Genomic DNA, 23231 nt, shown 5'->3' on the forward strand with positions numbered 1-23231 from the left:
ATTAGTTGGTCACAGTATAAAACAAAGAAAAGCTGATATGTCAGCTTTTCTTTGAACATATCAGCTTGAATTTGAATCAGTACTTAGTTGTTATTCCCGTTGTTACTTGAGTTTCCGTTTCCATTGCCGTTGTTAGTATTGTTGTTATTGTTCCCATTATTGGAAGTTTCTGGGAACTGGGGGTTAAACGGGGAGAGCGGATTGTTCGGGTCAAATACATCTCCATTATTTGGCGTCTCTTCAGGCACATTTTCCGGAACTGTATGAGGACCGTGAACATTACAATATTCTCCAATCATTGAGTGTGGAATTTCATATTGGTAGTCCGCGATTGAGTTTAATACTGCTGGTGATAACTCTTCAACATTTAATGGGTTGACACGTTGAATCATGATGCGTCGTTCTACCAACTCTTCAGGACAATATTCAGTAGCAAACAAACCAGTGGAGGTATCGATAAATACCTCTTGATGTACATCACAAGTCTCTGTAGGCACTGTTCCTGGAGCAAAATATTCATAACGTGCAGTACTTCCTCGAGGATCGTCTGTGCATAGTCCTTGAACAGCTAATTTGCCGGACTCGGTACAGATAAGTGCAGAAGTAATACTTGCAGGCTTATTGAAGTCTTTATATGGAAGCTCTTCGTGAGCAATTTCCATGACGTCGCGCCACATTCGCTTGTGATAACTTCGTACATATGCCATTTGCTGTGGGTCATCATATCCCATCCAAAGCGAAGCAGCATAGTAAGGTGTATATCCTGCAAACCATAAGTCTTTGGTAGCAGAGGTTGTACCAGTCTTACCTGCAGCAGGTGTTTTGGTATTTCTAAGTCTAGAGGCTGTACCGGTTCCGTATTCAATAACATCTACCATAGCATCGGTAAGTAAAAATGCTGTCGTATCTTTCATTACGGTACGTGTAACCGGTTCTTTGTCAATTAGGATATTACCATCATGGTCTAGTACCCGTGTATAGAAAATAGGTTCGACATAGACACCTTCATTAGCGATGGCGCCGTAAGCGGCAGTTAGTTCAAGAGTTGTTACCCCATCAGTCAATCCACCAAGGGGGAGCGCAAGGGTTTTATCTGTAAAGGATTGTCCATTTCGTGTTAACGATTCATGGAGTGTAGTAAAGCCAAGGTCCATTAAATAATCGAATGCTAAATCAACGCCTACATTAAAGGTGGTCTCAACTGCCAATATATTCATTGAATCGACGATTCCTTGACGAATGGTCGATAGACCACGATACCCGCGATACCAGTTGCCAGGGCTATATGTTGAGCCGTTTGGCATAGAGACATTAAATGGAGCATCATCTAAAACGGTTGCCAATGTATAATCTCTAGCATCTAAAGCTGGAAGATAGGCAGCAAGTGGTTTAAATGTTGAACCCGGTTGACGCTTTGCTTGTGTAGCACGGTTAAAGGTTTGGTTACCTATTTTTATTCCACGACCACCAGCTAACGCTTTAACATGCCCGTTGTGGAAGTCGAGCAGTACCATCGCCGCCTGAGGTTGAGGGATAAATAATGGGTTTTCCTTAGCAAGCCCGTTGTCAAAATCGGATTGTGTCAATCCGTATTCGTCCCAAACACTTTGGATATAGGCTTCAGCTTCTTCCCGATTTGCAAATTGTTCTTCGTGGTAAAAATGTTCCGGATTTTCTTCATCTTTTAAAACCGATAAGCTATATAACAACTTCATAGCATAGTCTTCATACTCTGGTGGATAGTTTTCTTCATTATTAAAGACACTATCCATACCTTCTTGAATCTTGGAGTCTTGTGTAATGTAGATACTAAGTCCACCGCGATAGATTAGATTGTATGCCTGTGATTCAGAGTATCCTTTTTGGATGGTTAAATCATCAACAAGACGTTCAATCGTCTCATCAACAAAATATGAATAACTCGACGATTTTTCAGCACGCATTTGTGAATTGATTTGAATTTGACTATATACATCCGTATTATATGCTTCGTTGTATTCTGCTTCGCTGATATAGCCTTGCTCTAAAAGCTTATCTAGAATACGTTCTGCACGGTCCCGGTTGTTCTCAGGTTTTGATACAGGATCATACTTTGACGGATTGTTTGTAATTGAAGCAAGTACAGCAGCTTCTGCAATGGAAATATCCCAAACATCCTTATTAAAATACAGTTGAGAAGCAGTTTGAACACCGTTGGTTCCGCGACCACTAGCTACAGTGTTCATATAGAGTTCAAGAATATCTTCTTTTGAAAGATACTTTTCAAGTTGAACGGCAAGATACATTTCTTGTAATTTACGCTCAATCGTTACATCTGTAGATAAAACGTTGTTCTTAATAATCTGCTGTGTAATGGTACTTGCACCTTCAGAAAAGCTTTGTGTCTTAAGGTTAATAAAAATAGCACGCATAAACCCTTCTAAGTCAACACCATTATGTCGCATGAAGCGTTCGTCTTCAATAGCGATATAAGCCTCTCCCAAATATTTTGGGATTTGGTCATATTCAACATAGATTCGGTTAGCATCAGCACCATGAAGTTTTTGGACTTCGTTGCCTTGAAGGTCATAGATAATCGTTGTATATCCTTCGGGTTGGATCTTTTCCAGTAAATGATCAATACTTGGTGATGCGTCAATAATAGCTTTAAAGGTTCCAAGACCTGCAGCAAAAGCAATAATACCTGCAACTAATATAAAAAATACTAAAAGCTTGAAAAAAGTTGAACTGACTAAATTCTTGATCTTGCTAGACTTTGAATTAATCTGCTTTATTTTCTTATTTCGAGCATATTTTCCAAAATTCATAATGAATCCTCCTTTTAATCTTCACTATTATATCAAATATATGGCTAATAAGAAAGAAGTTTAATAACCTTAATCAAAAATTAATATTTACAAGGAAGGTTTTTGAAGGGGAATTATTTTTTGTGGCATATATTGCATTTTGAGAAATATTCATGTATACTTAAATAGTGTTATTAAATGGTACTACTAATTTGAGCTGAATAGTCCTATGAGGTGAAAAATGAATTTTACGAAAATGCAAGGCTGTGGTAATGATTATATCTATATAAATGGGTTTGAAGAAACGGTAGAAGATCCCAAAGAGCTGGCAATTCAAATGAGTGATCGCCACTTTGGAATCGGAAGTGATGGGATAGTATTGATTCTTCCATCGCAAAAAGCGGATGTAAAGATGCGGATGTTTAACGCAGATGGATCAGAAGCTGAGATGTGTGGCAATGCGATTCGATGTGTTGGCAAGTATGTCTATGACAACAAAATGATTGGGAAAGAGACGATATATGTAGAAACTCAGGCAGGAATAAAAATTCTAGAACTCTTTCATGAACAGCAAAGCGTAAAGACGGTACGAGTGGATATGGGAGAGCCTATACTAAAGGCACAAGATATCCCTGTCTTAAGCGAAGGCTCACCGGTAGTGGATTTGATGTTGATGGCAGCAGATAAAAAATTTGCGATGACATGTGTATCTATGGGAAATCCCCATGCAGTTACATTTGTTGAACAAACCGATGGATTTAATGTAGAAAAGTATGGTAAACTATTAGAAGTGGACGCTTCTTTCCCAAAAAAAGCAAATATTGAGTTTGCGCAGGTCATCAATCGGCATGAGATAAACATGCGGGTATGGGAACGGGGAAGTGGAGAGACGCTGGCATGTGGTACAGGCGCTTGTGCGACACTTGTAGCATGTGTTCTTAACGATAAATGCGACACAAAAGCAACGATACATTTACTTGGAGGGGATCTAGACATCGAATGGGATCAAGAGACCAATCATGTGTTTCTTACAGGCCCGGCGGAATTTGTTTTTGAAGGTAAATGGTTAAAATAGGAGGATATTATGGCAGAAAGTTATATTCAAAGTTTAATTGCAGAACGCATTGGTGGAAAACAATTTGGAAAAAGTACGGTTATCTATAAATTTGAAAAAATCAAGCGTGCTAAAATCGAGGCAATGAAAGCACACCCAGATCTTGAGCTTATTGATATGGGGGTTGGAGAACCGGATGCAAAAGCAGACCAAGGAGTTATTGACACATTGGCATTTGAAGCCAATCAATGGGAAAATCGTAATTATGCGGATAATGGTATTTTTGAATTTAAAGAGGCCGTTGTCACGTATATGGAACGTATCTATGGAGTGAAAGGAATCGATGCACAAACCGAAGTCAACCATTCCATCGGTTCAAAGCCTGCGCTTGCCATGATGGCACAAGCGTTTATTAATCCGGGCGATGTTACCTTGATGACAGTACCTGGATATCCAATCATGGGAACGATGACAAAGTGGTTGGGGGGCGATGTGTATAATATGCCGCTTTTGGCTGAAAACAAGTTTCTTCCTGACTTAGATGCAGTTCCAAAAGATATCGTAAAAAAAGCAAAATTATTGTACTTGAATTATCCCAACAATCCTACAGGTGCAGTGGCAACCAAAGCTTTTTTTAAAAAAGCAATTAAATTTGCAAAAGAAAATAATTTGATTATTGTTCATGATGCTGCATATGCTGGGTTAATGTTTGATGGACATAAGCCTCTAAGTTTTCTAAGTCTCCCTGGAGCAAAAAAAGTAGGCGTTGAGATTCATTCGCTCTCAAAAGCATATAATATGACGGGATGGAGAATGGCTTATGTTGTTGGAAACAAAAAAGTAGTTGCTGCATTTGCATCGGTTAAAGACAATAATGATTCAGGACAGTTTAAAGCGATACAAAAAGCTGCTGTTTATGCGTTGGAACACCCGGAAATTACAGAAATGACAGCAGCAAAATATTCAAGACGCCATGATATGCTTGTTGAAACCTTGTCAAGCCTTGGATTCAATGTGAAAAAGCCTAAGGGCTCGTTTTATCTTTATGTAGGAATACCCAAAGGGGTGAAAAATGGTGTGAAGTTTAAAACAGCAGAAGACTTTTCACAATTTTTAATCAAGGAAAAACTGATTTCTACGGTTCCATGGGATGATGCAGGTGCCTATGTGCGATTTTCTGTTACATTTTTATCGTTAAATGCTCAAGAAGAACGACTTGTCATGGATGAGATTTATCGACGATTGTCCGATGTTGAGTTTGTATTTTAAATATAGCCATCCTAAAGGAGGAAAGCAATGAGTGCGAAGATGTATTCTAATGAAGAGATTCGACGGATTGTGTTTGATGAAGATGTAAAATTCATCCGATTACAATTCGTGGATATTTTTGGAACACTTAAAAATGTTGCCATTACTGTTGAACAGCTGGAGAAAGCTTTGGCTGGAGAGATTATGTTTGATGGTTCATCAATTGAAGGGTTATATCGAATTGAAGAAGCGGATATGTATCTTCGTCCAGATTTATCAACTTTTCAGATTTTTCCATGGAGACCTCACCAAGGAAAGGTAGCAAGGCTTATATGTGACATTGTCAAAGCCGATGGAAATCCTTTTAGCGGTGATCCTCGATATGTTCTTAAGCAGACAATAAAAAAAGCAGAGGCAATGGGATATCGAGTCAAGGTAGCACCGGAGTTTGAGTTTTTCTTGTTTCATACAGATGAACAAGGAGATCCAACGACGACGACACATGATAAAGCCGGATATTTTGATTTGGGACCTATTGATTTGGGGGAAAATGTTCGAAGAGATATTGTCTTGACGTTGCAGGATATGGATTTTAAAATTGCTGCATCCCATCATGAAGTAGCACCAGGTCAACATGAGATTGATTTTGAAATGGGGGATTTGCTTGAAACAGTCGACAACATTGTGACGTTTAAGCTTGTTGTCAAAGTGATTGCACAAAAACATGGATTACATGCAACATTTATGCCAAAGCCTCTGCATAACATTAATGGATCGGGTATGCATACTTTAATGACGCTAGAAGAAAAGGCGACTGGAAAAAATGTCTTTTTTGATGCAGATGAAGACTACCAATTATCCGAAGATGGACATGCTTTTATCGGAGGATTATTAGCACATGCTAAGGGCATAACAGCAGTGACGAACCCAACGATTAATTCATATAAACGTTTGGTAACAGGATTTGAAGCGCCGATTCGCATTGGCTGGTCAAGTTCAAACAATAGTCCGCTGATTCGTATTCCTGCAGCACGTGGCAATAGAACCTGTATTGAGTATAGAAGTCCTGACCCTTCCTGCAATCCGTATCTTGCCCTTGCAGTGATGATAGAGGCAGGGTTAGATGGAATTAAAAACAATTTAAAATCGGATGAACCCATGTCGGCAAAAGACTTATCTAAGGCAGTACACCCCTTTGACTTTGAGAATACGCTGCCAAAAACATTAAAGGATGCTGTGGTTGAGTTGGATAAAGACGAACTGATTAGGTCTGTCTTAGGCGATGTATATGAAAATTATAAACGTGCAAAAATTAATGAATGGATGGATTATATATCAATCGTACATGATTGGGAAGTCGAACGGTATATATCTAGGTATTAGTCGTTCTCATCGAGACTCTTCATAAGTAGGTGAAATTATATGGGGATAAGAGTCATGATTGGCTCAAACAACAATAAAATAGCTGCTCAACTAACCCAATTTCTGGTTGAAAACGGTATGCAAGTTGTTGGCGAGACGACAGACGCTTATGATTTGTTGCGAAGGATTCATACAGTCTATCCGGACATTACGATTATTGATGATCAAATGAAGGGAATGAAAGGGTACGAAATCTCTGAAACCATTCTAGCAGAAAAAGTCTGTCCGGTGATTACACTTATTCACGCGGCAGATATGGGCTATTATGTCAACTTGAATCAAGAACCGATTTTTGCCAGTATTGCAAAGCCGTGTGGACGTGAAGTGTTGATGAATACTATCTTCTTACTCGCCAAAACAGCCAAGAGCATACTGGCATTGGAGCAAAAAGTTGACAAAATCAATGATGAGAAAAAAAATCAAGACATTGTGAACGAAGCAAAAAAATACTTGATGGAATATCTGAACTTAAGCGAAGAAGAAGCACATCGCAAAATACAAAAAAAGAGTATGGATAAAGGTATTTCAAAGGTAAAGGTAGCAGAAATCATTATCAGAATATACAAAAAATAGTGATAAAAAGCTTGAAATGACAGAAAATTAATTTATAAAAAAAATAACTTGCATTATTATTTGTCCTATGATATTATGTTTTTAAGTAAGAGGGCGTAGCGCCCAGGTCATATTTATTTTTGTTTTGGAACAATGGCGTTCTCAAGGCTTTCTTGAGCACGCCTTTTTTGTGTTATTGGAAAGCACGACTTAGACTTTGTGGTAAATCGTTAGCATAGCAAGGAGGATTTTATGAATGTAACTGATATTTTTGGGAAAAATGTATTTAATGATGTTGTAATGAAGGAACGTCTTCCAAAGGATACGTATAAGGCGCTAAAAAGAACTCTAGACTTGGGTGAAGCGCTTTCTGAAGACGTCGCAGATGTGGTTGCAAATGCAATGAAGGATTGGGCAATTGAAAAAGGTGCAACCCATTATACACATTGGTTTCAACCAATGACAGGAAAGACTGCTGAAAAGCATGATTCGTTTATTGAACCGACAGGAGAAGGCTCTGTAATTATGGAGTTTTCAGGCAAACAATTGATCCAAGGGGAACCAGATGCTTCATCTTTTCCAAATGGTGGATTACGTGCGACATTTGAAGCAAGAGGCTATACAGCATGGGATGCGACATCACCTGCATTTTTAAAAGATGATACGTTGTGTATTCCTACAGCTTTTTGTTCCTACAGTGGCGAAGCACTGGATAAGAAGACACCTTTGTTACGTTCAATGGAAGCTATAGATAAGCAAGCCTTAAGAATATTAAGACTCTTTGGAGATACAACGACAAAAAAAGTAACTACAACCCTTGGACCGGAACAAGAATACTTTCTTGTAGATAAGCGATTATATCAACAACGAAAGGACTTGATCTTTACAGGACGAACATTGTTTGGTGCAAAACCTCCAAAGGGACAAGAATTAGATGACCATTATTTTGGAAGTATAAAAGAGCGTATTTCTGCATTTATGAAAGAAATTGATGTGGAACTATGGAAATTAGGTATTGCATCAAAGACAAAGCATAATGAAGTTGCTCCTGCACAACATGAGATGGCGCCAATCTTTACAACGGCAAATATTGCAACAGACCATAATCAATTGGTTATGGATATGATTACAAAAGTTGCGCAGCATCATGAACTTGCATGTCTATTACACGAAAAACCATTTGCAGGGGTTAATGGATCGGGAAAACATAACAACTGGTCTATGAGCACTCCAACAGCTAATTTGTTATCTCCAGGAAGAACGCCTCATTCAAATGCTCAGTTTTTAACATTTTTAGTGGCTATCATTGCAGCGGTTGATGAGTATGCGCCATTGCTTCGCTTGACAGCAGCCAATGCAGGTAATGAACATCGCCTTGGTGCAAATGAAGCGCCACCGGCAATTATTTCTATTTTCCTTGGTGAGCAATTAACGGATATTATTGATCAAATCAAGTCTGGGGCATTAACATCAAGTAAAGAAGCGAGTACGATGAAATTAGGCGTGACAACATTGCCGGATTTCCCAAAAGATGTTACTGACCGTAATCGAACATCACCTTTTGCATTTACCGGTAATCGCTTTGAATTTAGAATGGTTGGATCGAATCAATCCATTTCGGGAGCGAGTATTACGCTAAATACAATTTTGGCGGAAGTCTTATCCCGAATTGCAGATAAATTAGAAAAAGCAGAAGACTTCGAAACCGAGCTTAGCCATATTTTAGAAGAGCTTGTCAAAGAACATTATAATATTATCTTTAATGGTGATGGTTATTCTGAAGAGTGGGTAGAGGAAGCCAAGAGACGAGGCTTACCAAATATTAAGACGACGCCAGAAGCAATTAGTGTCTTTAACCGACCTGAATACATTGAAGTCTTTGAACGTCATCATGTTTTCACAGCTCAAGAAGTCAATGCACGACAAGAGATATTATTTGAAGAATATTCAAAAAATATTAATATCGAAGCATTAACGATGATTGAAGTTGCACGACGTGAAATTATGCCGGCAGTTATGGAATATATGGGTGTATTATCCAATTCAATTATTTCAGTTAAATCAGCAGTTCCAAGTGCAGATGTTTCGGTTCAGACACAGCTGGTTGAACAAATCTCAAAATTATTAAAAGAGGTGAGTGATCAAGTCGATGCATTGGAAGCTACGGTAGAACGCGTTCATGATGGAATCGAAGATTATGAAGAACAAGCCCATGCGTATAAGTTTGAAGTCTTTCCGGTAATGGAAGCGTTGCGTAAGCCTTGTGATGAATTAGAAGTGATTGTATCTGAGGAATTTTGGCCATTTCCAACGTATTCAGATTTATTGTTTAGAGTATAATTTATATATATTTAAAAGCGGTACGCCCTGGTTGGTGTACTGCTTTTTTCTTGACAGTTTTTCAAGTATATGCTAACATATCGATAAACATAGATATGTTAATGCAAGTACGATATATGAAAAGGAGCTATATGAAAAAACAAAAATTAGAAGGTATGAGTTTTTTTGAGCGGTATTTATCTTTATGGGTGATTCTTTGTATGCTTTTAGGAATTGGTATTGGAAAATATTTGCCGATGATACCAAGATTTTTTGGGAAGTTTGAAGTCGCCAATGTATCTATTCCGATTGCAATCTTAATTTGGCTGATGATTTATCCAATGATGATGAAAGTAGATTTTAAAAGTGTGAAAGATGTAGGGAAAAATCCTAAAGGATTGTTTGTGACATGGGTTGTTAATTGGTTGATAAAACCTTTTACTATGTTTGGAATTGCCTATCTTTTCTTTAATATTATCTTTAAGGAGTGGATTACTCCAGAGTTAGCATCAGATTATTTGGCAGGAGCGGTGTTACTTGGAGCAGCACCTTGTACTGCAATGGTCTTCGTATGGAGCCATTTGACGAAAGGAAATCCCGCGTATACAGTTGTTCAAGTGGCAACCAATGACTTGATTATCTTAATTGCATTTACACCGATTGTTGCTTTTTTGCTTGGGGTCAGTGGTTTTGTAGTTCCTTGGATGACATTGATTCTCTCTGTCGTTCTCTTTGTCGTTATTCCTCTTACCGGTGGAGTAATCACACGTCACATCATCATAAAAAATAAAGGAGAAACCTATTTTAATAATACGTTCCTCCCTAAATTCAACCATGTTACAATTGGTGGATTGTTGATTACACTTGTACTTATTTTTTCTTTTCAAGGACATGTAATCTTAGAAAATCCATTGCATATTCTCTTAATTGCCATTCCATTGATTCTTCAGACTATTTTGATTTTTGGTCTTGGTTATGGAATAAGCCGTGTACTAAAATTGCCACATGCTATTGCTGCACCGGCAGCAATGATTGGTGCTTCCAACTTTTTTGAGTTGGCAGTGGCAGTGGCTATTGCACTTTTTGGTGCTCAAAGCCCGGTTGCATTAGCAACTATTGTTGGAGTATTAGTTGAAGTACCAGTTATGTTGATGTTGGTTCGATTTGCAAATAATACGACAGAGTGGTTCTTAAACGCAAAAAACTAACCGTTATTTAAAGGCAGTAGCGATTTGACCTAAAGCTTGTTCAAGGATTGTTCTTGGACAAGCTATATTTATACGCTGAAAACCTTGACCTGCCTGTCCAAACATTAATCCATCATCTAGCCAGACCTTGGCTTCATAGAGCATTTTTTCTTTGATGGCAGTGTCGGATAATCCAAGTGCGGAAAAGTCAAGCCAGACAAGATAAGTACCTTCAGGCTCAATCAAACGAACGTTAGGAAGGTGTGTCTTTAAGTATTCGCGTGTGAACGCAAGGTTTTCAAGTAGGTAGATGCGAAGTTGGTTAAGCCAATCATGCCCATTGGCATAAGCGGCCTGACAAGAAATTAGCCCCATAATATTTGGTTGGCTGTACCCTGAACATGCAAGAGCTTTTTTAAATGCTTTTCTTAGCGTCGGGTTTGGAATGAAGATATTGGAAAGTTGAAGACCGGCTAAATTAAAGGTTTTTGATGGAGAGGTACAAGTAATTGATATTTGGGCGAAGCTATCTTGAATACTTGAAAATACAATATGTTGATGACCTGGGTAGATAAAGTCTTGATGAATTTCATCGGCAATCACATAAACATTATGCTTAAGGCATATATTGCCTAAGCGTGTGAGTTCTTCTTTGGTAAATACGCGTCCGACAGGATTGTGGGGATTGCTCAAGATGAAGAGTTTGACCTTGTGTTCCTCTATTTTTTTTTCGAAATCTTCAAAATCAATGATATAGGTATGATCTTTGGTATAGATTAACTCATTAACAACAACATTACGATGATTGTTTTCAATAGAATCACGAAACGGATAATAGACAGGTTCTTGGATAAGAATGCTGTCGTTTTCTTTTGTATAGGCATGAATGGCCATATTAATAGCAAAAACAACGCCAGGTGTTTTGATAAGCCATTGGGGCTTTATAGTCCAATGGTATTGGGAAGAAAACCATTGGGTTAAGATGTCTTCGTATTGATGATCGTTATCAGAATATCCATAGATGCCGTGTTGGGATTTTTCGATGAGGGCGTCCATCACGGCTGGGGGGGATGCAAAGTCCATGTCGGCAACCCAAAGGGGCAGGACATCATCAGGAAGTCCGCGGCGCGTGGCATAGTCATATTTTAAAGAGTTTGTATCGTTTCTTGGGATGATTGTGTCAAAGTTATATTGCATTAATTTGCCTCCTTTAAAATGGTGTCAAATTCATGAATGAGGTCATCTATAGCCTCTATTCCGACAGATAAACGTAGTAAGCGGTCATTGATCCCTTTTTTATTACGCTCCTGTTCAGGAATATCTGCATGGGTTTGTAACATAGGATAGGTGATTAAGGTTTCAACACCACCAAGACTTTCAGCATAGTGGATAATGGATGTATGGTTTAAGATGTAGGTTGCAATAAAAGAGCTGGCGCATTCAAAGGAAATCATTGAGCCAAATCCACTGCATTGCTTTTGCATAGTGTGATACCCAGGGTGGTTGGGTAATCCTGCGTAAAAAACCTTTGTGATTTTTGGGTGTGATTCGAGCCAAACGGCTAGTTGACGTGCATTTTTTTCCTGTGCATCCATACGTAAAGCAAGGGTTTTTATGCCACGAATCATTAGCCAACTGTCAAAGGGAGCAAGTGCTGAACCCACTGTTTTTATTAGATAGCGTAATTGTTCACTAAGGTGGGCATCGTCAACAATGACAAATCCAGATAGTGTATCGTTATGTCCGCTCAAAAATTTTGTACCACTGTGAAGAATGATATTAGCACCAAATTGAAAAGGCTTTTGAAGATATGGTGTTAAAAAGGTGTTATCTACAATAAATAGTAGGTCGTGAGTACGAGCGATTGTAGACATGGCACTTAAGTCGGTAATATGCATCATCGGGTTTGAAGGAGTTTCAATATACAGCGCTTTGGTTTTGGGGGTTATAGCAGAGCTTACAAGGGATGGGCTAGTTGTATCAACATAGCTAAATTCAAGATTGTACTGATGACTCAAATAATCGAACAGGCGGTGTGAGCCTCCGTATAGATCTAATGAGGTAATAATGTGATCTCCAGGTTTAAACAATTGAAAGACGGCTGTAATAGCAGCCATGCCAGAAGAAAAGGCAAGTGCATCATAGCCACCTTCTAGATTGCATATAAGTGTTTCGAGTTGCTCCCTAGTTGGGTTTTGGAGTCGTGAATAATCGTATCCAGTGCTTTGGCCGACGCTTGGATGCACAAAAGTAGCTGACTGATATATGGGCGTACTGATGGCTCCGGTATGGTCATGGGGGAAGGCTTGAGCATTGTGTACACATAAGGTGTTGAAAGCGTTATTTTTTTTCATGTAGGCTCCTCTCTTTACGGTTTCATCGTTATACTAAAATATATAGGTTTTTCGTGAAAAAGTCAATGACATATAAAACATATATAAAAAATAAGATATCTTCTTGACAAATATAAGTCTAGCGTGTAAGATGTAGCTAACAGATGACATATATAACATATATAAAAAATATGAATTGGAGGAACAATATGAAAAATGTATATAGTAATTTAAACGAGCTTGTAGGTAAAACCCCTTTAGTTGAGATTAGTCGATATGCAAAATTAAATGAGCTTGATGCGAATATTATTGTAAAGTTAGAGAGCTTTAATCCAGGCGGAAGTGTAAAAGACCGTATTGCAAAAGCGATGATTGAAGATGCAGAACAAAAAGGAATATTAAAAGAAGATTCTGTCATTATTGAACCGACCAGCGGAAATACGGGGATTGGATTAGCATATATTGGCGCGTCAAAAGGATACCGTGTAATTTTGACTATGCCTGAGTCCATGAGTGTCGAACGAAGAAATATTCTAAAAGCCTACGGTGCTGAACTTGTTCTGACTCCGGCAGCTGGAGGAATGAAAAGTGCTATAGAAAAAGCTAAACAATTACATGAAGAAATTGAAAACTCATTTATTCCAGGTCAATTTATTAACCCGGTAAACCCTGAGATACATCGAAAAACATCAGGACCTGAGATATGGGAAGATACAGAAGGTGCGATTGACATATTTGTCGCAGGTGTTGGAACCGGCGGAACGATAACAGGAGTTGGAGAATATCTGAAGTCAAAGAATAAAAACATCCAAGTCGTTGCTGTGGAACCAACTGGATCTCCGGTTTTATCTGGAGGAAGTTCAGGACCCCATAAAATTCAAGGGATTGGTGCAGGATTTATACCGGAAATTCTAAATACAGCAATTTATGATGAAGTGATTCAAATAGAAAATGACGAAGCCTTTATAGCTAGTCGACAACTATCAAAATCTGAAGGGATTCTTGTAGGTATATCATCCGGTGCGGCAGTTGCGGCAGCAGCAAAGTTAGCCAGTCGACCGGAAAATACAGGTAAAAATATCGTTGTTTTCTTACCGGATACGGGAGAACGTTATTTATCCACACCACTATTTTCCTAAGGCTCCTAGGTTGAATACTTAATCAAATTACGATATAATCATAAGATAGCGACAAGTATAATAGAAAGATTAAGTATGTCAGATAGGAGAGACAAAGTGATACTTACATTAGCATTAAACCCTGCAGTCGTTCGTACAATCAATGTAGAAGGTTTTCAAGTGGATCAGCATAATGAGGCTGTTTATGATGCGTTGAGTGTTGGAGACTGTGGAATATACAGTGCATATATTGTTAAAATATTACAAGGAGATCCATATGTTATGGGGGTCTCTGGAGGTATTGGTGGACGATATATCAAGAATTTTTTAGATAAAAACAAAATAAAAACGGATTTTCTCCAGGTGGATCACGAAACCAAGACCCATCTATTAATTCATGATAATATCAATGATACAACAACAAAAATACTAAGTCATAATAATCAACTGACGGAACGAGATTTTATTAATATTAAACACAGAATATATCATCATATCAAAGAAACAGAGTTAATTATGCTAACGGGTGATGATGCGTGGAGCTCGAATTTTATTAGAGATTTGAACACCATGACGAAAGGTGCAATACGTATCATTACCGCAGTCGAAGGTGATAGCTTTAGAGAGTGTATTAATGAAAGTGTCTATGCATGTGTTATGGATGTAGATAATCTAAAAGCTTTAGGCTATGACTTTCCGGAAGATGAAGAAAGCTTTGAAAGAATACGTGAATTTCGACGGGCGCATAAGATGAAGTATTTGATTGTTAAAGGGCATTATGAGATTATTGGTTTTGCAAAGAACAAAATATGCAAAGTCAACTATCATACCAAAAACAGCATATATCCGGTAGTGAAAAGTATGATTTTAGGTGGATTAAGTGTTGGTGTTAAGCGCAATTATAGTTTTGAGACAACGATTAAACTAATGGGAGCTATTGCAAATAATTGCTCTGTTGATGAGTATCCATTCGTTATTCGAAGAAATGAAATTGATCGAGGCATGAAGCACTCTAAGCTTTATGAAATCTATAATCAACGTAATGGTTATTCGATAGGGGATATGTAAAATGGAGCGATTTACAACACTAAAAAATCAACAAGAGGCAGAAATAGTCGTAAAAAAATCTCGCTTTATCGGTATTGCATTTCCATGTGACTCGGTTGACGTATTTGAAAAAGAAGTAGAACGCATACAGAGAAAATATCCCGGAGCCCGTCATTACTGCTATGCCTATCGCTTTCTTGAAAATATTATTAATGAACGTTATCAAGATGATAAGGAACCTTCGGGAACAGCAGGACTTCCAATACTAGAAGTTTTACGTCATCACGATGTACTTCAATGTGCAGTCGTGGTGGTGCGTTATTTTGGAGGAACGCTTCTAGGAACAGGAGGACTATCAAGGGCTTATTCTGATGCGGCAAGAGATGCATTAGCAGCATCAATTTTTATTACACAAGTTAAAGCTGTGGAATGTGAAATCAGAGCGGACTATCACTTTAGCGGAAAAATTGACTATTATTTAAATACAGAAAACATTCCTGTTGTGGACACACAATATGCTGATCAAGTAACGTATACTGTTGTAGTTGAAAAAGAGCAGTATGATCAAGTGGAAAATGATTTGAAAAATATAGCGGCCAATAACATACAATTTGTTTATATGCGAGATGTCTCAGGATATTATGAAGGTAAAGACTTTATTGAGGTACAATAAAGTCTTTTTTTGGATACTTTTTAAAATACTTTTTAAAAGTCGTTGAAAAAGTATTGCGCATGAGTTATAATAAGGTCACCAAAATAATATTAATTGATTTAGGAGGGCTCTATGAAAGAATATTTTGAAAGTATAGGAAAGATTCAATTTGAAGGACCAAAGTCAACGAATCCATTGGCATATAAATACTATGACGCGGATCGAGTAGTTGCAGGTAAGCCAATGAAAGAACACTTGCGTTTTGCAATGAGTTATTGGCATACAATGACCGCAGCAGGTGTAGATCCATTTGGAATGGGTACCATGGAGCGATCATACAATAGCCTTGAGGGAATGGAATTAGCAAAAGCTCGTGTACATGCAGCTTTTGAATTTATGGAAAAACTTGGTATGGAATATTTTTGCTTTCATGATATTGATATTGCACCTGAAGGAGATTCATTACAAGAAAAACTCGATAATTTAGATCAAATTGTTGATGTTATCGAAGAAAAAATGCAAGAGACAGGCATCAAATGCTTATGGGGAACTACCAATGCGTTTGGACATCCTCGATTTATGCATGGAGCATCTACATCACCAAATGCCGATGTTTTTGCATTTGCAGCAGCACAAGTTAAAAAAGCTCTCGAAATTACCCATCGTTTAAAAGGCGAAAACTATGTGTTCTGGGGTGGTCGTGAAGGATATGAGACACTTCTTAATACAGATGTTGCACTTGAAAATGATAACTTGGCAAGATTTTTGAAAATGGCAAAAGACTATGCGAGAAAGATTGGATATACAGGACAATTTTTGATTGAACCAAAGCCAAAAGAGCCTACAAAACATCAGTATGATTTTGATGCTATGACGGTTTTAGGATTCTTAAGAAAATACGACTTAATCGATGACTTTAAGCTAAATATAGAAGCTAATCATGCAACACTTGCAGGGCACACATTCCAACATGAATTACTTATTTCACGTATTAACGGTGCACTGGGTTCAATTGATGCTAACCAAGGCGACATGCTTTTAGGATGGGATACGGATCAGTTCCCAACAAATATTTATGATGCGACAATGTGTATGTATGAAGTATTAAAAAATGGTGGAATTGCTCCCGGAGGATTAAACTTTGATGCCAAAGTACGTCGTGGGTCATTCCAAGCAGATGATTTATTCATTTCCTATATTGTTGGAATGGATACTTTTGCTAAAGGACTTCTTGTAGCTGACAAATTATATAGTGATGGTATCTTAGAAGATTTTGTCGCTAAACGTTATGTCTCATATACTGATGGAATCGGTAAAAAAATCCTAGACGGAACAACAGACTTTGAAGAATTAGCAGCTTATGCTGTTGATCATGACCAGATTCAAAATACTTCAGGACGTCAAGAAATGTTAGAAGACATTGTTAATCGCTATATCTACTTAACACAATAAAATTATAAGTGTGCTTGTGCATTTGTTATGCGCTTGATATAATGTTCTAAGGCGCATGAGAGAAAGACTTGAGAGAAGACAATTGACAGTCAGGGTGACTGCCAATTGTCTTACATCTTATAAAATAGGAGCGATCATATGACAAAGTTTGGAACATTCAGTCAAGAACAAATCAAAGAAATCAATCGAGTTAATGTTATCAATGCTATCAGAAATAACAAAGAGACGACAAAGCATGAAGTGTCAAGAATACTTAAGCTAAGTATACCGACAGTGACATCTAACATTAATGCGTTGATAAAAGAGGGGTTTGTTTATGAATCGGGTGTGGCTCAATCAACAGGTGGACGCAAACCAGTTTTGTTAAGCTTTAATGAAAATGCTAGATTTTCTTTTGGAGTCAATATTACGTTGGATCATATGACGATTATTTTGATGAATCTTAATGGAGAAATTATTGAATCACAGGTATTTGACTATTTGCCTAATCGTAATTTTGATCAAGTGGTGACACAGATAAAGGAAACTATTTTAAATATATTAAAAAAACGTCAGATTTCTAAGAAAAAAGTCGTCGGAATTGGATTGTCTTTGCCGGGACTTGTTGATGAGGATAAACTGATTTTAGACAGTGCTCCAAATCTTGGAGTCAAAGAATATGACTTTCATTCATTTCAAGAAGCTCTTGGAATTCAAGTATATGTGGAAAATGAAGCGAATATTGCAGCTTATGGAGAGACTTTACAGGGAAACCATAAAAACATGAGTAATGTTGTCTATATATCGATAACAGAAGGTGTAGGGACAGGGATTATTATCAACAACCAAATCTATAAAAGCGCCAATAAAAAAGCGGGAGAATTTGGACATATGCGTATTTCTGATGAGAATCTTCAATGCAATTGTGGACGTACTGGATGTTGGGAGTTGTTTGCTTCAAAACGCGCATTGATTCGATACTTTTTTGAAGAAACCGGGCAATCAGAAGAAGACCTTTCGGTATTACTTTCTGATGATAACCTTCAAAAACCTGCCGTCAAAGCGGTACTTCAAAAATATTTTGATTATTTATTTATCGGTATAGAAAATATTGTACTAGGCTTAAATCCTGAATATGTGATTATTGGTGGAGAGCTTGGGAAATATAAGCAGCAATTACTTCAATTTATCAATGAAGAAAAACAATTAAAAAGTTCATATATGGTATATGAAGGGACACGTATTATCTTCTCTGATTTAGCAGATCAAGCTTCTGTTATTGGAGCGGCATTATTGCCGCAGCAATCTATTTTCTATCACCATAACAATGTAATTTAACGATAAGGAGAGAAGCGTTTATGTATTATTTAGGTATTGACCTAGGAACATCCTCAGTAAAAGTACTACTTATTAATAAAGACAATGAAATTGTCGGTGATGCTTCACGTGAGTACCCCGTATCTTATCCTCAAGAAAAGTGGGCAGAACAAAATCCTATAGATTGGTGGATTCAGACAAAGGAAGCTATAAAAGATGTTGTCAACAAATATAACATTCCCAAAGATGGCATTAAGTCAATGAGCTTTAGCGGACAGATGCATGGATTGGTGGCATTGGATGGGAAGAATGAAGTTTTAACGCCGGCAATCTTATGGTGCGATAATCGTACAGAAGCAGAATGTGAAGAGATAACTGAATATTTTGGACAAGAAAAATTGAGTGAATATACAGGGAACAAAGCGCTAACAGGATTTACGGCACCAAAGATTCTTTGGGTCAAAAAGCATCTTCCCAATGTTTTTGCTCAGATTAAGCATATTATGCTGCCAAAGGACTATGTCAGCTTTAAATTAACAGGGAACTACTCAACAGATGTATCTGATGCTTCAGGCATGCTCCTTCTCGATGTTAAGAATAGAACATGGTCACAAGAAATGCTTACATTTCTTGGCATTGAAGAGACGATGCTTCCTAAGCTCTATGAGTCTTATGAAGCATGTGGATATGTTCAGCCATCAATATTAGAAGAGCTTGGACTAGAAGGTGATATAGTAGTTGCAGCCGGTGCAGGTGACCAAGCAGCTGGTGCAGTGGGTACAGGAACAGTTGTTGAAGGTATTGTGTCGGTAACACTGGGAACATCAGGCGTTGTTTTTGCTGCGCATGAATCGTATGCCCATGATGAAAAGAACCGATTGCATGCATTTTGTCATGCAAATGGAAAATATCATTCAATGGGAGTAATGCTGTCTGCGGCTTCATGTTTGAAGTGGTGGGTTGATACAGTTCAAAAAGGTATGAGCTTTGAGCTATTGCTAGAAGAAGCACAACAACTTGAGACAGAAGATAAACACCTTGTTTTCTTGCCTTATCTCATGGGAGAACGCACACCTTATGCAGATCCAAATGCTAAAGGGGCCTTCGTTGGCATGACTATGACGACACAACGAGGACATATGACAAAAGCTGTTCTTGAAGGTGTATCCTATGGATTAAAAGACTCTATGGAGATTCTAAAAGATATCAAAGTGCCTATTAAACAAGTACGTGTGATTGGTGGAGGTGCCAAGAGTGCTCTATGGAAGCAAATACTTGCCGATATGTTTGATGTTGAAATTCAACAAATCAATACAAATCAAGGGGGAGCATTGGGGGCGGCGATTTTAGGTGCAGTAGCTGCCGGACATTTTGCATCGGTTTTGGAAGGATGCGAAGCTATGATTAAGGTAACAGATACGGTAAAGCCAAATCCGGATACAAAAAGCTATTATGATGAGAAATATCAGCGATTTATAAAACTATATGCAGCGCTTAAAGACTGGTATCAATTAGGCTAACATAAGTATAAGGATTCTGAGTAGATAAATGGATATAAAATACCGACAATCATTTGTGATTGGCGGTATTTTTATATTCTCGGACAATATGTTTAGGCTTATCTGAATCTAGATGTAGCATAGAACATGAATCGGATGACTTAGGTGAATAATCTGTATAAAAATGGTATAATAAGGATATAGTATATAAGTTCCTACTTCACAATATACTAAAATATTGGTATGATGTGTATATCAAAATTTATCATTATTAATTAGGAGAAATACATGCGACATTACATATTACTTGGTTTATTATTACTTGGCTTGATAAGTTTTTCAAGCTGTACTATTGAAGAAAATGCTTTGGATGAAGCAACGCCAGTTGAGGAAATAGAAGCGCCAACACTTAGGATATGGAGCTATTCAGATGAGTTCTTAACGGAGTTAGCTACATTTGAAGAAAAAAATGAATGCATTATTGAATATGAATTGATTGATGCAAATGGGTTTGCGCGAATGGTTGACACACGAATAGAAGAGGGTGAAAAACCAGATATTATTATTTCAGACTATGCATCAATGATGAGCGAAACATTAAAGGACCACATACGTCCTTTAAATACATTTTCAGAAGAATATAACATTGCAGAAAAGCTTAATCCACAGATGCTTGAACAAAGCTATGATACATCAAAACAGATGCGCGGCCTCTCATACCATATGACACCGATTGTAATCTTTTATAGGCGAAGTCTAGCTAAGCAAGTGTTGGGGACAGATGATCCCGAAGATGTCAGACCACATTTTAAGTCGATGGAGTCGATTTATGATTTGGGAATGATGCTTAAAGATCATGATATTGGCGTTGTTCCAGATCCTTATGCTCTACGCCATTTTATGCCGTTAGAGACAGTAAAGACAGATGAAGGTGTAGTGAATTTGGAACAGTGGAGAACGTATCTTACAACGCTTAACGCAATCAAAAGAAATAAGCTTACGCCATTTTATGTCGAATGGTCAAAAGAGTGGTTTGCGGGAATGCAAGAGGATGTGTTTAGTTATGTATTACCCAGCTGGGCGTTGTCTCAGATTTTGTTTATGTCAGCGCCACAGACCTCGGGAGATTGGGGAATGGTTCAAGGACCCTACTCAAAACAATGGGGAGGAACTTGGCTATCAGTTACTTATAGTGGAGAACAACAAGCGTTGGCAGATCGATTTCTTGAATATATACTTCTTGATCAAGAGCATCAAGAAACATGGCTTTCTAAGAGCTACCAGATATCTAGCAACATACAAGTACAACAAAAGCAGAGTTATCCAGAAGGAAATGTCTTTTTAGGCGGACAAGATTACCATCAAACCCTCAATCAAATCATTGAATATGGGCTGGCAAAAGAGGAACGTGACACATTATACGAAGAGCTTATAATCCGCTATGTCAATGATGAATTTCATACGATTGATGAAGTGTTAATGTTGATTGAAGAAAAAGCAATAAAGGAGGAGACATTATGAAATACATACAGTTAGTTTATAATCCGATGTCAGGAAGTCGTACATTTAAGACACGGCTGGATACACTTATAGAAATTGTAGAAAAAAAAGGGTATGAGCTACGCATATGGAGAACACGCTCGGCAGAAGACTTTACAACTTTTTTTGATGAAGGTAATTTTGAAGGTTGTGCTGCGATTTTAATTGCCGGAGGAGATGGTACAGTTAATCGGGCAGTCAATGCCATTATGAATAATAAAATCAATGTACCCATCGGTGTGATACCGGCAGGTACGGCCAATGACTTTGCACAGCATTTAGGAATTCCGGCAAATTTTAATGATGCTTTTGATGTCATTGCCCAGATGAAAACACGAAAATTAGACATAGGTGTTGTGAATGGACAATATTTTGTGAATGTTTGTGGAGGGGGATTGCTGACAAGTATAGCCCATACCATAGAACCGGAATTTAAGAATACACTAGGTAAATTAGCTTATTATATTAAAGGGGTTCAGCAAATTCCTAAATTCAAAAGTCAAAAAGTGCGTATTACAACCGCTGAACAAATTTATGAAGAAGAATTCTATCTTTTTATAGTCCTTAACGGCTCAAGTGCAGGAGGGTTTAACCGTTTAGGTGAATATGCATCTATGCGCGATGGCAAATTGGATTTTGTTGGATTTAAAGCGTGCAGTATGAATGAAATTCCCCTTATTTTTGCAAAAATGATGCGAGGAGAACATTTGGAAGACAAGAACATTTTGTTTTTCCAAAGCCGTAAGATTCACATTGAATGTTTAGAAGATAAAGGCTTTCCGGCAGATGTGGATGGAGAGTTAGGTCCGGCATATCCTTTGGATATTAAGGTTATACCGGAAGGCATGGAATTTATTGTGAAAACTGGTTCTTAAAATCACTGGGCGTACGCCCGGTGATTTTTTTGAATTGTTTTGAAAAAGTATAGGTATCAACATAGCCTAATTTTATTGAAATCTCTTTAATACTTAACTCAGAATTCGATAGTAAGCGTTGAGCAAGGTAAATACGATGTTGGATTATATACGTTCCAGGAGAAAGGTTATAGTGCTTTGTAAAAAGTTTTCTGAATTTTTCGTACCCCATATTTACTTCAAGAGCAACATCTTCAATGGAAATACGATTTCCGATATTTTCGTGAATATAAGCCGTGGCAACAGATAAAATATTTTTTTCGTCAGAGGAACGTTGACTTACGCGATCAAGATAAGTCAAACGTGCAAGGTAATTGATGATTTTGGGAATGACTAAAGGCAATTCAAGGCGATCAGAATAGCCGAGCTGTTCATGGAAGGATAAGAAGGACTGAATGGTTTCAAAGTCAATTCCAGGGTGAATGACAGGAGAACCTTTACCAAGAACGCCAAGGTCAACAAGATTTTGGAAGAGCTTTTTACCAATAACGATATATAGTTCTGACCAACGATCATCTTCAGGAACCGTTGAGTGGGTATTTCCGGGAAAGCGCTGAATAAAGTCACCGGCTTTGACAGGAATTTTTCCGTTGCTGTCTTCATAATACCCATGTCCCTCAATTACAAGAACACCGTGATATTCATTGGTGGTTAACTGAATATGTGAGCCGGAGTTTTGATTTTTTCGAACATATCCTGAGGCAAGAATACCTTCATGTGGCGTTGAATTTAGCATGCGATGCTGTGAAGTATTTTTCCAGTTGAATTTATTACCAATAACTTGTGCAATGTTCATAGTATGCTCCTTACCAA

At 37.8% G+C, this 23231-nt stretch carries 18 protein-coding genes; 14 read left to right on the forward strand and 4 right to left on the reverse strand.

What is annotated here, in order from left to right; all coding sequences use genetic code 11:
* Nucleotides 1-83: 83 nt before the first annotated feature.
* Nucleotides 84-2807 carry a PBP1A family penicillin-binding protein gene (locus QBE53_05350; protein ID WZL82534.1) on the reverse strand — a complete coding sequence of 908 codons (2724 nt, stop codon included), beginning with the start codon at nucleotides 2805-2807 and terminating at the stop codon, nucleotides 84-86.
* Nucleotides 2808-3027: 220 nt separating this feature from the next.
* Here QBE53_05350 and dapF point away from each other — a divergent pair, with 220 nt between their 5' ends.
* From dapF to arsB, 6 genes are all read left to right on the forward strand, one after another.
* Nucleotides 3028-3861, forward strand: a complete 834-nt coding sequence (gene dapF / locus QBE53_05355) for a diaminopimelate epimerase (GenBank protein ID WZL82535.1) — start codon at nucleotides 3028-3030, stop codon at nucleotides 3859-3861.
* A gap of 9 nt (nucleotides 3862-3870) precedes the next feature.
* Nucleotides 3871-5109, forward strand: coding sequence for an LL-diaminopimelate aminotransferase (locus QBE53_05360; GenBank protein ID WZL82536.1), 1239 nt, complete (start codon nucleotides 3871-3873; stop codon nucleotides 5107-5109).
* A 27-nt stretch (nucleotides 5110-5136) separates the two neighbouring features.
* Nucleotides 5137-6471, forward strand: coding sequence for a type I glutamate--ammonia ligase (glnA, locus tag QBE53_05365; GenBank protein WZL82537.1), 1335 nt, complete (start codon nucleotides 5137-5139; stop codon nucleotides 6469-6471).
* Between the two features lie 39 nt (nucleotides 6472-6510).
* Complete coding sequence (locus QBE53_05370; protein ID WZL82538.1) at nucleotides 6511-7083, forward strand: response regulator; 573 nt, start codon at nucleotides 6511-6513, stop codon at nucleotides 7081-7083.
* 231 nt (nucleotides 7084-7314) lie between these two features.
* Nucleotides 7315-9402: a glutamine synthetase III gene (locus QBE53_05375; protein WZL82539.1), complete on the forward strand. Its 2088-nt coding sequence runs from the start codon at nucleotides 7315-7317 to the stop codon at nucleotides 9400-9402.
* 131 nt (nucleotides 9403-9533) lie between these two features.
* Nucleotides 9534-10589 carry an ACR3 family arsenite efflux transporter gene (arsB, locus tag QBE53_05380; GenBank protein ID WZL82540.1) on the forward strand — a complete coding sequence of 352 codons (1056 nt, stop codon included), beginning with the start codon at nucleotides 9534-9536 and terminating at the stop codon, nucleotides 10587-10589.
* A gap of 3 nt (nucleotides 10590-10592) precedes the next feature.
* On the opposite strand, the gene QBE53_05385 is transcribed toward arsB, so the two are convergent.
* On the reverse strand, nucleotides 10593-11765 hold the full coding sequence (locus tag QBE53_05385; GenBank protein ID WZL82541.1) for a pyridoxal phosphate-dependent aminotransferase: 1173 nt from the start codon (nucleotides 11763-11765) through the stop codon (nucleotides 10593-10595).
* Nucleotides 11765-12922 carry a PLP-dependent aspartate aminotransferase family protein gene (locus QBE53_05390; GenBank protein ID WZL82542.1) on the reverse strand — a complete coding sequence of 386 codons (1158 nt, stop codon included), beginning with the start codon at nucleotides 12920-12922 and terminating at the stop codon, nucleotides 11765-11767. Before QBE53_05390 ends, QBE53_05385 begins: the two co-directional genes overlap by 1 nt.
* Nucleotides 12923-13110: 188 nt before the next feature.
* Between QBE53_05390 and cysK the strand changes: the two genes are divergently transcribed.
* From cysK to QBE53_05430, 8 genes are all read left to right on the forward strand, one after another.
* Entirely contained in the window at nucleotides 13111-14040 is a 930-nt protein-coding gene (gene cysK, locus QBE53_05395) for a cysteine synthase A (GenBank protein ID WZL82543.1), read from the forward strand.
* A 96-nt stretch (nucleotides 14041-14136) separates the two neighbouring features.
* Nucleotides 14137-15087 carry a hypothetical protein gene (locus QBE53_05400; protein ID WZL82544.1) on the forward strand — a complete coding sequence of 317 codons (951 nt, stop codon included), beginning with the start codon at nucleotides 14137-14139 and terminating at the stop codon, nucleotides 15085-15087.
* A gap of 1 nt (nucleotide 15088) precedes the next feature.
* On the forward strand, nucleotides 15089-15739 hold the full coding sequence (locus QBE53_05405; GenBank protein WZL82545.1) for a YigZ family protein: 651 nt from the start codon (nucleotides 15089-15091) through the stop codon (nucleotides 15737-15739).
* A gap of 111 nt (nucleotides 15740-15850) precedes the next feature.
* Nucleotides 15851-17170: a xylose isomerase gene (gene xylA, locus QBE53_05410; GenBank protein ID WZL82546.1), complete on the forward strand. Its 1320-nt coding sequence runs from the start codon at nucleotides 15851-15853 to the stop codon at nucleotides 17168-17170.
* Between the two features lie 138 nt (nucleotides 17171-17308).
* Nucleotides 17309-18487, forward strand: coding sequence for an ROK family transcriptional regulator (locus QBE53_05415; protein WZL82547.1), 1179 nt, complete (start codon nucleotides 17309-17311; stop codon nucleotides 18485-18487).
* Between the two features lie 20 nt (nucleotides 18488-18507).
* Nucleotides 18508-19986, forward strand: coding sequence for a xylulokinase (gene xylB, locus QBE53_05420; protein WZL82548.1), 1479 nt, complete (start codon nucleotides 18508-18510; stop codon nucleotides 19984-19986).
* Nucleotides 19987-20253: 267 nt separating this feature from the next.
* Nucleotides 20254-21486 (forward strand): extracellular solute-binding protein, encoded by a 1233-nt coding sequence (locus QBE53_05425; GenBank protein WZL82549.1) that lies wholly within the window; start codon nucleotides 20254-20256, stop codon nucleotides 21484-21486.
* Complete coding sequence (locus QBE53_05430; protein ID WZL82550.1) at nucleotides 21483-22379, forward strand: YegS/Rv2252/BmrU family lipid kinase; 897 nt, start codon at nucleotides 21483-21485, stop codon at nucleotides 22377-22379. Before QBE53_05425 ends, QBE53_05430 begins: the two co-directional genes overlap by 4 nt.
* Here the strand turns inward: QBE53_05430 and QBE53_05435 are convergent.
* A complete protein-coding gene (locus QBE53_05435) occupies nucleotides 22357-23214 on the reverse strand; it encodes a helix-turn-helix domain-containing protein (GenBank protein WZL82551.1) in 858 nt (285 codons plus the stop codon). The two genes, QBE53_05430 and QBE53_05435, sit on opposite strands and share 23 nt — an antisense overlap.
* Nucleotides 23215-23231: the final 17 nt, after the last annotated feature.

This window comes from Vallitaleaceae bacterium 9-2, from assembly GCA_038396585.1.
Classification (GTDB): Bacteria; Bacillota; Clostridia; order Lachnospirales; family Vallitaleaceae; genus UBA1351.